A 12,326-nucleotide genomic window follows, 5' to 3' on the forward strand; every position below is an offset into this window, starting at 1 on the left:
GCCTCAGACGCCGGGCCGGGGTTCCGCCTCAGCCCCGAACGGGGGCTGCGCCCCAGGCCCGGATCGGTGCTTGGCCTCAGACCTCGGGCCGGGGTTCCGCCCCGGGCCCCGGATCGGGCCCTGGGTCCGGGCCCCGGATTGGGGCTCCGCCCCAGACCCCGAACGGGGGCTCCACCCCGGGGCCGGATCGAGGCTCCGCCCCTTCCCGCAGCATCGATATGCGACTCCGCCGCGTGGCGGGGGTCCGCCCCGGGCCCGGGGTCCAGGGGCGGAACCCCTGGTATCGGGAAGGGGCGGGGAGGGGAAAGCGTCGATATGTGGCTTTGCCGCGTGGCGGGGTTCCGTCCCGGGTCCCGGGGTTCAGGGGTGGAGCCCCTGCCGCGCGGCGGGGCCGCGTATTGGTGCTGCGGGAAGGGGCGGGGAGGGGAAAGCCGGGCGCCCCGTGAGGCGCGCTGGCGGCGGGCTTGGCCGGGCCGTGGGCTTGTGGGACTGGTCACACCTCCCGCCGCCTCGTCGGCACCGGCGAGGCGGCGGAAGGCCCGTGCGGGCAAGGCGCGGTGGGGCCGTTCGGGCCGCCGGCGGGTGGTCGCGGGGGCGGTCGCGGGAGTGGCCCTGGTGGCGGCCCGGGGGCTGGGCGTGGCGGGAGGTCCCGTATCCTGGGCGGAGCAGAAGGGGAGTAGCTCCTCGCCGGACCGTCGACATACTGCCCGCCCCTCGAGGTGCGGGCCGGCGCCCGGAGCGTACGGATCACCGCGTGACGCGGAGGCCGTGCGCCAGCGAGACCTTCGGCCGCAGTGTCCGACGCTGCCGTGCCGAAGCGATCCCTCCCCGGGGCCCTTGGCGCGGCCCGATCTACGAGGTATCCATTCCGTGTTCAGCATCACCGTCGCCGCCGTGGTCTTCGGCGTCGTCTTCCTTGCCGAACTGCCCGACAAGACCGCCCTGGCCGGGCTGATGCTCGGCACCCGCTACCGCGCGTCGTACGTCTTCGTCGGCGTGGCCGCCGCCTTCGCCCTGCACGTCGGGCTCGCGATCGCGGCGGGCAGCGTGCTCACCCTGCTGCCGCACCGCCTGCTCCAGGCGATCGTGGGAGTGCTCTTCCTCGGGGGAGCGGCAATGCTGCTCTTCAAGAAGGACGACGACGAGGAGGAGGTCCGCAAGCCCGCCGACCAGAGCTTCTGGAAGGTCTCCGGGGCGGGCTTCATGCTGATCCTGATCGCCGAGTTCGGCGATCTGACCCAGATCATGACCGCGAACCTCGCCGCCCGCTACGACGACCCGCTGTCGGTGGGCGTCGGCGCGCTGCTGGCCCTGTGGGCGGTCGCGGGTCTGGGCATCGTGGGCGGCCGCACCCTGATGCGGTACGTACCGCTGCGGCTGATCACCAGGGTCGCGGCCCTGGTGATGCTGGCGCTGGCGGGGTTCAGCCTGTACGAGGCCATCGGGGCCTGACCGGCGGGTGACTCGGGCCCGGGTGCCCAGCCGGCTGGGCACCCGGAGGCGTCCCGGAGGCGTCCCGGAGGCGTCCCGGCGCGTCCCGGCGCTCAGTCCGAGAAGTGCAGCCGCATCGTGCCGTCGGCCAGGGCCTCGATCCGCACCTGCTCCAGGTCCCGCACATGCGCGTCCGGGGCGTGGGCCCCGGCGCGCGGGCCGATGCCGACGATTCGCATGCCGGCCGCCCGGCCCGCCGCGATACCGGCCTCCGAGTCCTCGAAGACGACGCAGTCGGCCGGGGCGAAGCCCAACTCGGCCGCGCCCTTCAGGAAGCCCTCCGGGTCGGGCTTGCTCGCGCCGACGCGTTCCGCGGTGACCCGTACCTCCGGCATCGGCAGTCCCGCGGCGCCCATGCGGGCGCGGGCGAGGGCCTCGTCGGCGGAGGTCACCAGGGCGTGCGGGAGCGCGGCCAGCGCGGCCATGAAGGCGGGTGCGCCGGGTACCGGCACGACACCGTCGAGATCGGTGGTCTCGCGCTCCAGCATCCAGCGGTTGTCCGCCAGGTTCCGCTCCACCGGGCGGTCCGGGAGCAGCGCGGCCATCGTGGCGTGGCCCTGGCGGCCGTGGACGACCTTGAGGACCTGCTCGGGGTCGAGCCCCTGCTCGGCGGCCCAGATCCGCCAGTAGCGCTCGACCACGGCGTCCGAGTTCACCAGGGTGCCGTCCATGTCGAGGAGGAGTGCGCGGGCGGTGAGGGACATCGGTACTCCTGGTCGCGAGCGCGGACAACGGCCCACGGAAAGACGCAACGGAAAGGGAAACAAGCGGCTCCGCCCGCCGGTCAGGGAAAACGGGCGGAACCACTTTGTTCCTTCACGATACAAAGCGGGGCCGCTATGCGCCAGGGGGTCCCTACGGCTCGTCGGTTCTCGATTCGAGGTCACGGCGGGTGTTCTCGCCGTAGACGCCGTCCGGATCGCCCGTGATGTCGTGCTGATCCTGGTAGCTGGAGACGATCCTCCGCAGCCCCCCGTCGTACTTCCCGTCCGCCACACCGATGTACTGCAGCAACTGGGTCAGCCGCTTCTGCAGCTCGACCACCTCGGGCCCGCTGTCGCCCTCGCGCAGCGCCGGCGGGCCGGGCGGCTCCGGGGTGGCGGAGGGGGCGGAGGTCGGATCGCCGGACGCGCTCGGACCGGGCTTCGTCGCCGGGCCGGTCGCGGAGGCCGACGCCGAGGGGCGGGCCGAGCCCGAGGGGCGGCCCTCGCTCGGGGTCGCCTCGGCCCGCGCCGAGCCGGTCGCGGAGGGGCGGGGCGTCGTGCTCGACGAGGGGGAGCCGGACGACGCGCCGGGCCCCTCGGCCGGCAGCTCCTCCTCGACCGGGGGGCTGGCGGTGCTGTCGGCGAGTGGGTGGTCGCTCGCGGTGCCGCCGCCGCTGTTGTCCTCCTTGTGGTCACCGCCGAGCAGACCGGTGCCGATCGCCAGCGAACCGGCCACCGCCACGGCCGCCGCGCCCGCGAGCACCGCCGCCATGACCTTGCGCTTGCTCTTACGGTGACGGCCGGGGGCGAGGGCGTCTCCGTCGGCGTCGCCGTCGGTCTCGTCCCCGTCGTCCCCGCCGGGTCTCTCCTCGACGCGGTCGATCACCCGCGTGGCCTCGCCGCCTACCGTGCCGGAGCTCCCGGAGCTCCCGGAGCTCCCGGAGCTCCCGGCGTTCGCGGTGTTCGCGGTGTTCGCGGCGTCCTCTCCCTCCGCCGCCCCCTCCGCCGCCCCCTCCGCCTCGTCGAAGAGGCGCAGATCACGTGGATCGGGGCCGGCCGGGCGCTCCTCCGGGAGCGTCACCTGGGGGTTCGGCCGGGTCTGGTCATCGGTCTCACCTGCCGTCGCGGTGGACGCGGCCGCACGTTCGGCACACGTACAGCCGGGGCGGCCGTTGGCACGCGCCGGTGCGAAGCAGTGCGGGCAGGACTCTGCCGTCACGGAACTTTCCCTCCCTGGAGTTCGCAGCGATTATGCGCATCCGATCGCCCTCCGCGCAGGTGTTCGCCCGCCGTGCGGACCGGTCCGGCGGGCCGTAACAGGGCATAAAGGTGAGGATGGGATGAGGATGAGGAGGGGACGGAGGGGAGCGAGGAGGAGTCGCCATGGCGCGGGACGCCGGCAGCCCGGCTCCGGCCCCAGGAGGCCCGGGAACCCCCGGCGCCGTGGCCCCCGGCCCGGGAGACGGCCGGCCGCGGCGCACGGTCCTGGTGGCCATCGGCGCGCTGCTGCTCGGCATGCTGCTCGCCGCGCTCGATCAGACGATCGTCTCCACCGCGCTGCCCACGATCGTCAGCGATCTCGGCGGCCTGGAGCATCTGTCCTGGGTCGTCACCGCGTATCTCCTCGCCTCGACCGCGGCCACCCCGCTGTGGGGCAAGCTCGGCGACCAGTACGGCCGCAAGAGGCTCTTCCAGACCGCGATCGTCATCTTCCTGATCGGCTCCGTGCTGTGCGGACTCGCCGGGAACATGGCGGAACTCATCGCCTTCCGCGCGCTGCAGGGGCTGGGCGGCGGCGGGCTCATGGTGCTGTCGATGGCCATCGTCGGCGATATCGTCCCGCCCCGCGACCGCGGCCGCTACCAGGGCCTCTTCGGTGCCGTCTTCAGCGCCGCCAGTGTGCTGGGGCCGCTGCTGGGCGGGGTGTTCGTGGACCGCCTCAGCTGGCGCTGGGTCTTCTACGTCAATCTGCCCATCGGCATCGTCGCCCTCGTGGTCGTCGCCTCCGTGCTGCACATCCCGGTGCGCCGCACCTCGCACACCATCGACTACCTCGGCACCTTCCTGATCGCCGTGGTGGCCGCCGCCCTGGTGCTGATGACCTCCCTCGGCGGGGTCACCTACGGCTGGGGCTCCTGGCAGATCGTCGGGCTCGCGGTGGCCGGTCTGGTGCTGCTGGCCGCCTTCGTACGGGTGGAGACCCGCGCCGCCGAGCCGGTGCTGCCGCTCACCCTCTTCCGCAGCCGCACCTTCACCCTCTGCGCGGTCATCGGCTTCGTCGTCGGCTTCGCGATGTTCGGCAGCATGACGTATCTGCCGACCTTCCTCCAGATCGTGCAGGGCGTCTCGCCGACCACCTCCGGCCTCCATTTGCTGCCGCTGGTCCTCGGCACCCTGGTCTCCTCCACCGTCTCCGGCCATCTGGTCAGCCGCACCGGCCGCTACAAGGTCTTCCCGGTCCTGGGCACCGCGGTCACCGCCGTCGGGCTGCTGCTGATGCACCAGCTGCGGGAGTCCAGCGGGGTGGCCGGGATGAGCGCGTACTTCTTCGTCTTCGGCTGCGGTCTCGGCCTGGTCATCCAGGTGCTGGTGCTGATCGTGCAGAACTCCGTCCGCTATCAGGACCTGGGGGTCGCCACCTCCGGCGCGACCTTCTTCCGCTCGATCGGCGCCTCGTTCGGCGTCTCCGTCTTCGGCACGATCTTCGCCAACAGCCTCGGCCCCCATATCGCCGCCGCCCTCGCCGGACGGCGTCTGCCACCCGGTGTCACCCCCGGCGCCCTCACCTCCGACCCCCGCACCCTCGGCCGGCTGCCGCCCGCGGACCAGGCCGCGGTCCGGCACGCGTTCTCCGTCTCCATCACCGACGTCTTCCTCTACGCGGTGCCCGTCGTGCTGCTCGCCTTCCTCCTCGCCTGGTTCCTCCGGGAGGAGCCGCTGCGCGGCAGCGTCACCGCGCCCGACGGCAGCGAGATACTCGCCAGCAACCCCGTGGAACGCAGCTCGCGCGACGAATGCGCCCGCGCGCTGTCCCTGCTGGGCAGCCGGGAGGGCCGCCGGGAGGTCTACGCGGACATCACCCGGCGCGCCGGTCTCGACCTCGGACCCGCCGCGAGCTGGATGCTGCTGCGCATCCAGCACTACGGCTCGGTCGAACCCGCCCTGCTCGCCGAGCGCACGCCCGTACCGCTGCGGGCCATCACCGAGGCGGTCCGCCAGATCGAGGCGCGGGGCCTGGGCCGCCGCTACGGTCTTGAGCTGTTCCTCACCGACGACGGCCGCGAGATCGCGACCAGGCTCTACCGGGCCCGCGAGGCGTCCCTCGCGGACCTCCTGGGCGACTGGTGGTCACCGGACCGCCCGTCCGATCTGACCGAGCTGGTGGACGAGATGACGCGCGAGCTGTGCGGCTCGGACGCGGAGCAGCCGAGACAGGGCGCGCCCCGCCCGGACCACCGCAGACCGCCGCCGCCGCGTGGGTAGTGGGTAGTGGGTAGGGGCCTTCGGGCCCGGAAACCGCGGCCCCGCGACAGCGTGCGGCCGGTCTGACGCTCTTCCAATGTCGTCAAACGGTTCGAGCAGCGCGGATGGGTGGAACGCACCCCCGATCCCGACGACGGCCGCTTCACGATCGCCGCCCTGACCGATGCCGGCTACGAGGTGGTTGTCGCCGCGGCGCCGACGCATGTGCGCGCGGTGCGTCAGCTGGTGCTCGACCCGCTGACCGCCGCCGACCAGCGGGCCCTGGCCCGCATGGCCGCCAAGCTGCGGACGCGCCCCGTCGACTTGACCTAGGCGGTTTCGGGTGGATTGTGCGGGCGGACCACCGGGCGGATCAGGGGGCGAGGGCCGGCACCCCGGCGCACCCCGGCCTCACCCCAGCTCCTTGGCCATCCAGACCTCGGCGTACGGCCCGTCCGTGAAGGCCGGAACCTCCCGGTAGCCGTGGCGCGCGTAGAGCCCACGCGCCTCGACCAGATCGAGGCGGGTGTCGAGCACGATCCGACCGGCGCCCAGTTCGACCGCCGCCGCCTCGACGGCCGCGAGCAGTGCGGCGCCTCCGCCCAGGCCTCGCTTGGCGGGCCGTACGTACACCCGCTTCAGCTCCGCCGTACGCGCGTCCATCAGCCGCACCCCCGCGCATCCGGCGAGTTCGCCCTCGTGGTGCGCCAGCAGGAACACGCCCCGCGGCGGGGCGAGATCGTCGCTGGGCATCTCGGCGAGCGCCTGCTCGATCTCCTCCGGGGTCGAGTCCCGCTCCTCGTGGAGCCGGTAGTAGCGGTCGGCGACATCGACGAGGTACTCGCGCAGCAGCATGACCGAGACGGGGTCGTCGACGGGCCGCGCGGCGACCGTCCACGCGGGGGAGGCGTCGGCGCGCGAACCGGCGTGGGCATGGGGCGTACTCGTCATGGTCCGCATCCTGGCACCCACCACACCTCCGACGCACCGCAGTTTGAGGGCCGGAGACCGGGCTACCCGAAGAGAGGAGCCCCCCGAACGCGGAGGGGGAAGCCAGCGGGAAGGCAGAAGCAGACCATGTCAACTGGTGCGATCAGCATCGTGGTTGTCGTCGCGGTCGTCCTCGCGGCCGCGCTCATCATCCGCGTCGTCCGCGCGGGCGCCAGCCGTAAGGAACGCGCTCTGCGACGCCGCTTCGGGCCCGAGTACGAACTGAACGTCGCCCAGCACGCGGGCGACACCAAGGCGGCGGAGCGGGAACTCGAGGAACGGCTGCGGCTGTACGGCGATCTGAGGACCGAGGCCCTGCCCGGTGAGCTGCGCGAGCGGTACGTCGCCGAGTGGGCCGGTATGCAGGAGATGTTCATCGAGTCGCCGGAACACGCGGTGACCGGCGCCGATCAGCTCCTGGCCCGGCTCGCCCACGACCGTGGCTACCCGTCGGGCCATTACGAGGAGCAGGTGGCGGCGTTGTCCGTGCACCACGCCGACCACGTCCAGGGCTACCGGCAGATCCATGACACGGCCGCCCGCGCCCGTGAGGGGCGCGCGGACACCGAGGAGCTGCGCGAGGCCGTGGTGCACGCCCGGCCGTTCTTCGAGGATCTGGTCAGGCCACCGCACCACGGCGCCCCGACCGGCTCCGAGACCGCGCGGCAGCACCACCACGGCGAGCGGCGGAGCGGGAGCGGCCACCGGAAGTGGCTGCCGGGGTCCGGGACGGGGATGGGGACGGGCCATACGCGGTTCGGCCACACCAGGAAGGGCGGCGCGTGGTGACGGACCCGAACGACCCGTCCGGCCCGGCGGAGAACGACGGACAGCGGCGCCATGGGCTGGAGAAGCACGAGGTGGCTCCGCTGTCCCAGCGGCCGGGCAACGCGGATCCGCTGTCCCAGCCGCCGGGCAACGCGGAGGCGGCCGAACCGATGACGTCCTGGCACGCGGCGGTGCCGACGCACGAGCCGACGAACGGCAGTCGGCCCACGCCGACGAACGGAAGCGGGCCCACGCCGACGAACGGAAGCGGGCCCACGCCGGCGAACGGGTCCTCCGCCCAGCCGTCGGGCGAGCCGTCGAACACCCCGAACGGCCCCAGCTTCCCCGTGCTGCCCACGAGCGAACACGACAAGCTGACCCAGCGGCTTCGGTACGCGGTCAGCGGCTTCGTGGACTCCCCACGCGGCGCCGTGGAGGAGGCCGACGCCCTGCTCGTGGAGGTGGCCGCCCGCCTCACCGACCTCCTCGCCGAACGCCGCACCACCCTCCGTGCCGCCTGGCACGAGGACGACGCGGTCATCTCGGAGACGGAGGAGCTGCGCCTGGCGATGCGGGGCTATCGCAATGTGCTGGAGCGCCTCATCAGCATCTGAGCGCCCAGCGGGGTGTCCGGCGGATCTTTCCCGGCCCGCCGCGGGCGGCACGATCCGCCGGGCACCCGCTACGCCGCATCCCACAGCTCGGGGCTGTGCGCCTTCACCAGCGCGTCGATCCGGGCCAGCGCCTCACCGGCCGGTAGCGGGTCCAGGCGGCGGCCGTCCCGCAGGCGCAGGGCAACCCGGCCGTCCGCGGCCTCCCGCGCGCCCACCACGGCCTGGTACGGGATGAGGCGGGCCTCCCGGACGCGGGCGCCCAGGGTGCCGCGGTCCGGTCCGGCCAGCTCGGCGCGCAGACCGAGTTCATCGCACCGCCGGACGAACTCCTCGGCCCGCGCCAGCTCGGCCTCGGAGACCGGCAGGGCCACCAGCTGAGTGGGGGCCAGCCAGGCGGGGAAGGCGCCGCCGTGCTCCTCGATGAGATGGGCCACGGCCCGCTCCACGCTGCCGATGATGCTGCGGTGGACCATGACCGGGCGGTGCCGGGCGCCGTCCGGCCCGATGTAGTGCAGATCGAACCGTTCGGGCTGGTGGAAGTCGACCTGCACGGTGGACAGGGTGGACTCCCGGCCCGCACCGTCGGCGACCTGCACATCGATCTTGGGGCCGTAGAACGCGGCCTCGCCCTCCACCGCCTCGTACGGCAGCCCGGAGCGGTCCAGGACGCCGGTCAGGAGGGCGGTCGAGCGGCGCCACATCTCGGGGGCGGCGACGTACTTGCCGCCGGGGCCCGGGAGGGAGAGCCGATAGCGGGCCGGGGTGATGCCGAGTGCCTCGTACGCCCGGCGGATCATCTCCAGGGCGGCCCCCGCCTCGTCGGCGACCTGGTCCAGGGTGCAGAAGATATGGGCGTCGTTCAGCTGGATGGCCCGAACCCGGGTCAGCCCGCCGAGCACCCCCGACAGCTCCGAGCGGTACATCCCGCCCAACTCGGCCATCCGAAGGGGCAGTTCGCGGTAGCTGTGGCCTCGGGAGCGGTAGATGACCGCGTGGTGGGGGCACAGGCTCGGGCGCAGTACGACCTGCTCCGCGCCCAGTTCCACCGGGGGGAACATGTCGTCGCTGTAGTGCTGCCAGTGGCCCGACAGCTCGTACAGCTCCCGTTTGCCGAGCACCGGCGAGTACACATGCCGGTAGCCCGCCCGCCGCTCGGCGGTGCGGATGTACTCCTCCAGGGTGTGCCGTACGGTCGCGCCGTCCGGCAGCCAGTACGGCAGGCCCGCGCCGATCAGCGGGTCGGTGTCGAACAGGCCCAGTTCACGGCCCAGCTTGCGGTGGTCGGGCATCGCGGTCTCCTCGTCGACGTGAGGCGAGTGACCGCACGGCGAAGCCCCGGGGCACTCGCCCCGGGGCTTCGGATCAGAACATCGATCAGCGCGCCGGGACACTCTCCGGCGTCGTCGTCACGGCAGTGGCAGCGCGCTTCATGCCGCTCACCGTAGCAAGGCCCGGCGCGGCCCGCCCGGCGATTTTCCGGGCGTACGCCACACCGGGCCACGGCCCGCACACGCGGCACCCGCTACGCCACGCGCGGCATCCGCTACGCCACACGCGGCATCCGCTACGCCACGCGCGGCATCCGCTACGCCACGCGCGGCATCCGCTACGCCACACGCGGCACCGCTACGCGCCCTCCGGCAGCAGCTCGCCCACCGCGTCCCGCCACGCCGCCCGCGTCGCGACCGCCTGCCGCCACGTGCGCACGGCCTTCGGCGGCATCCCGACGGCCAGCACACCGGCCACCCGGTCCCCGGAGCGGTAGACGGCCAGGAACTTCCGCTCCGCCGGATCGCCCTCCACCACCGCGACCTCCTCATGGCCGCGCAGATACCCGTGCGCCTGGATCCGGAAGTCGTACTGGTCCGACCAGAAGTACGGCACCGGGGCGAACGGCCGCCGCTCGTCCGGGCGGAGGAGGTTGCGGGCCACGGCCATGCCCTGCTCGGTGGCGTTGGTCCGGTGCTCGATCCGCATCGCCGTGCCGAACAGCGGATTGTGCCAGCGGGCCACGTCCCCCGCGCCGTACACCCCCGGCGCGGCGGCGCTGTACTCATCGCACTCCAGGCCGTCGCCCAGGGTGAGCCCACTGCCCTCCAGCCAGCCGGTGTTGGGCACCGAGCCGATCGCGATCAGCACCTCGTCGGCCTCGACGAGCGTGCCGTCCGTCAGCCGCACCCCGCCGTCGGCCACCTCGGCCACCGCGACCCCGGTGCGCAGATCCACGCCGTGGTCGTGGTGGGCCTGGGCGAGCATCCGGCCGACCCGCTCGCCGACCGCCGGGGCCAGCGGCACCGGCGCCGGTTCCAGCAGCGTCACCTCCGCGCCCAGCCCCCGCGCGACGGCGGCCGCCTCGGCGCCGAGGAACCCGGCGCCGACCACCGCCAGCCGCCGCCCCTGGCCCAGCCGGTCCCGCAGGGCGAGGGCGTCGTCCAGGGTGCGCAGCACATGTGCGTGCTCCCCGCCGTCGCCGGGCAGCCGGCGCGGGCGGACGCCGGTGGCGATGACCAGGCCGTCGTACGGCACCCGCGCCCCATCGGCCAGCGCGACCGTACGGCCCGCGAGGTCGAGCCCGGTCGCGGCGACGCCGAGGCGCAGATCCAGGCCGAGCGCGTCCAGATCGGCGGGGGCGCGCAGCGGCACCCGGTCGGGCTCCCACTGGCCGCCGAGGATCTGCTTGGACAGCGGTGGCCGGTCGTACGGGTGGTACGGCTCATCGCCGATGAGCGTGAGCGTGCCCTCGTACCCCTCCCGGCGCAGCGTCTCCGCCGCCGCCAGACCGGCGGCGGAGCCACCGACCACCACCACGTGCTTCACTTCTCGATCACCCGTATCGCCGCCGCCGGGCAGACCACCGCGGACTCCCGCACATCGGCGTGGAGTTCGGAGGCGGGCTGTTCGTCCAGCAGGACCACGATGCCGTCCTCCTCCCGCTGGTCGAACACATCGGGTGCGATCATCACGCACTGCCCCGACGCCACACACTTGGGCACATCGACTTCCACACGCATGGTGACTCCCTTGCCTTCGCTGCTGCTGTCGCCTTCGCCGCTCATGATGTCCAGGTGACGGGCAGCTCGTAGACGCCGTAGACCAAACCGTCGTGTTTGAACGGTAGTTGGTCGATTCCGGTGGCCAGCCGCAGGGTGGGGATACGGCGGTAGAGCGTGCCGTAGACCACCTGCAGCTCCATCCGGGCCAGCGGCTGGCCCAGGCACTGGTGGACGCCGAAGCCGAACGCCACATGGCGGCGGGCGTCGCGGCCGATGTCCAGCCGATCGGGCTCGGGGAAGACCTCCTCGTCCCAGTTGCCGGTGCCGGTGTAGACGATGATCCCCTCTCCGGCGCGGATGGTCTCGCCGCCGACCTCGATGTCCTCCAGCGCGACCCGGCGACGGCCGTTGTGCACGATGGACAGGTAGCGCAGCAGCTCCTCGACGGCCTTGCCAACCACCTTCGGGTCCTCGGCGTCCCGCAGGACGGCGAGCTGATCGGGGTTCTCCAGCAGGGCCACCGTGCCGAGGGCGATCATGTTGGCGGTGGTCTCGTGACCGGCGACCAGCAGCAGCACGCCCATGTTGGCGGCCTCGCGCCGGGTCAGCTCACCGGCCCTGACCCGTTCGGCCAGCTCGGAGAGCATGTCGTCCGCGGGGTCGGCGAGTTTGGCGGCGACCAGCCCGTCCAGATAGTCGGTCAGCGCCTCGTTGGCGCCGACCACCTCCTCGGCCGAGGAGTGCCGGTTGATCATCAGCGAGCTGTTCCGCTGGAAGAAGTCGTGGTCCTCGTACGGCACTCCGAGCAGCTTGCAGATCACCAGCGACGGCAGCGGCAGCGCGAGCGCCCGGACCAGGTCGGCCGGGGTCGGCCCGGCCAGCATGGTGTCGATCAGCTCGTCGGTGATCTTCTGGACGTCGGGCCGCATCGCCTCGATCCGCTTGATCGCGAACGGTCCGGTGACCATCCGGCGGATCCTGGCGTGCTCGGGGTCGTCCATGGTGATGAAGGACCGCCGCCGCGCGGCGTTCTCACGGAAGCCGGCGCTCGCGTGCGGGAATCCGGGCAGCGTGGACTCGGAGCTGACCCGCCGGTCGGCGAGCAGGGCGCGCTGGTCGGCGTACCGGGTCACCAGCCAGGGCGCGCTGCCGTCCCACAGCCGTACGCGCGCGACCGGCCGTTCGGAGTGCAGCGCCCGCGCGGTCGGGGGAGGGGCGAAGGGGCAGCCGGTCGCCCGCGGCATCGGAAACTCCGGAAGCGGCTCTTCCGTCTCGGGCGCGGTCGCTGCCAGCGTCTCGGTCAT

General features: G+C 73.2%; 11 protein-coding genes and 1 pseudogene. 5 read left to right on the forward strand and 7 right to left on the reverse strand.

Annotated elements, in window-relative coordinates:
- The first annotated feature begins 870 nt into the window (after positions 1–870).
- On the forward strand, positions 871–1,452 hold the full coding sequence (locus tag NP777_RS35245; RefSeq protein WP_256654262.1) for a TMEM165/GDT1 family protein: 582 nt from the start codon (positions 871–873) through the stop codon (positions 1,450–1,452).
- Between the two features lie 92 nt (positions 1,453–1,544).
- Here the strand turns inward: NP777_RS35245 and NP777_RS35250 are convergent, their stop codons facing one another.
- Together NP777_RS35250 and NP777_RS48235 are read right to left on the reverse strand one after the other, a co-directional pair.
- Positions 1,545–2,195 carry an HAD-IA family hydrolase gene (locus tag NP777_RS35250; RefSeq protein WP_256654263.1) on the reverse strand — a complete coding sequence of 217 codons (651 nt, stop codon included), beginning with the start codon at positions 2,193–2,195 and terminating at the stop codon, positions 1,545–1,547.
- 151 nt (positions 2,196–2,346) lie between these two features.
- Positions 2,347–3,414: a peptidoglycan-binding domain-containing protein gene (locus NP777_RS48235; protein ID WP_256654264.1), complete on the reverse strand. Its 1,068-nt coding sequence runs from the start codon at positions 3,412–3,414 to the stop codon at positions 2,347–2,349.
- Positions 3,415–3,578: 164 nt separating this feature from the next.
- Between NP777_RS48235 and NP777_RS35260 the strand changes: the two genes are divergently transcribed.
- Together NP777_RS35260 and NP777_RS35265 are read left to right on the forward strand one after the other, a co-directional pair.
- Entirely contained in the window at positions 3,579–5,678 is a 2,100-nt protein-coding gene (locus tag NP777_RS35260; RefSeq protein ID WP_256654265.1) for an MDR family MFS transporter, read from the forward strand.
- Between the two features lie 66 nt (positions 5,679–5,744).
- A pseudogene (locus NP777_RS35265) lies at positions 5,745–5,990 on the forward strand (MarR family winged helix-turn-helix transcriptional regulator); the annotation flags it as partial.
- A gap of 78 nt (positions 5,991–6,068) precedes the next feature.
- On the opposite strand, the gene NP777_RS35270 reads toward NP777_RS35265, so the two are convergent.
- The gene (locus tag NP777_RS35270; RefSeq protein WP_256654266.1) at positions 6,069–6,608 is read right to left on the reverse strand and encodes a GNAT family N-acetyltransferase; all 540 of its coding nucleotides are present in this window, start codon (positions 6,606–6,608) and stop codon (positions 6,069–6,071) included.
- 126 nt (positions 6,609–6,734) lie between these two features.
- On the opposite strand from NP777_RS35270, the gene NP777_RS35275 reads away from it, so the two are divergent.
- Positions 6,735–7,436: a hypothetical protein gene (locus tag NP777_RS35275; RefSeq protein WP_256654267.1), complete on the forward strand. Its 702-nt coding sequence runs from the start codon at positions 6,735–6,737 to the stop codon at positions 7,434–7,436.
- The gene (locus NP777_RS35280) at positions 7,430–8,029 is read left to right on the forward strand and encodes a hypothetical protein (RefSeq protein WP_256654268.1); all 600 of its coding nucleotides are present in this window, start codon (positions 7,430–7,432) and stop codon (positions 8,027–8,029) included. Before NP777_RS35275 ends, NP777_RS35280 begins: the two co-directional genes overlap by 7 nt.
- Before the next feature lie 68 nt (positions 8,030–8,097).
- Here NP777_RS35280 and thrS read toward each other — a convergent pair whose 3' ends face one another.
- From thrS to NP777_RS35300, 4 genes are all read right to left on the reverse strand, one after another.
- Positions 8,098–9,420: a threonine--tRNA ligase gene (gene thrS / locus NP777_RS35285; RefSeq protein ID WP_256654269.1), complete on the reverse strand. Its 1,323-nt coding sequence runs from the start codon at positions 9,418–9,420 to the stop codon at positions 8,098–8,100.
- A gap of 235 nt (positions 9,421–9,655) precedes the next feature.
- Positions 9,656–10,846: an NAD(P)/FAD-dependent oxidoreductase gene (locus NP777_RS35290; protein ID WP_256654270.1), complete on the reverse strand. Its 1,191-nt coding sequence runs from the start codon at positions 10,844–10,846 to the stop codon at positions 9,656–9,658.
- Entirely contained in the window at positions 10,843–11,040 is a 198-nt protein-coding gene (locus NP777_RS35295; RefSeq protein ID WP_256654271.1) for a ferredoxin, read from the reverse strand. The genes NP777_RS35290 and NP777_RS35295 overlap by 4 nt, the downstream gene beginning before the upstream one ends.
- Positions 11,041–11,081: 41 nt before the next feature.
- The gene (locus NP777_RS35300) at positions 11,082–12,326 is read right to left on the reverse strand and encodes a cytochrome P450 (protein ID WP_256654272.1); all 1,245 of its coding nucleotides are present in this window, start codon (positions 12,324–12,326) and stop codon (positions 11,082–11,084) included.

The organism is Streptomyces rugosispiralis (assembly GCF_024505145.1).
GTDB lineage: Bacteria > Actinomycetota > Actinomycetes > Streptomycetales > Streptomycetaceae > Streptomyces > Streptomyces rugosispiralis.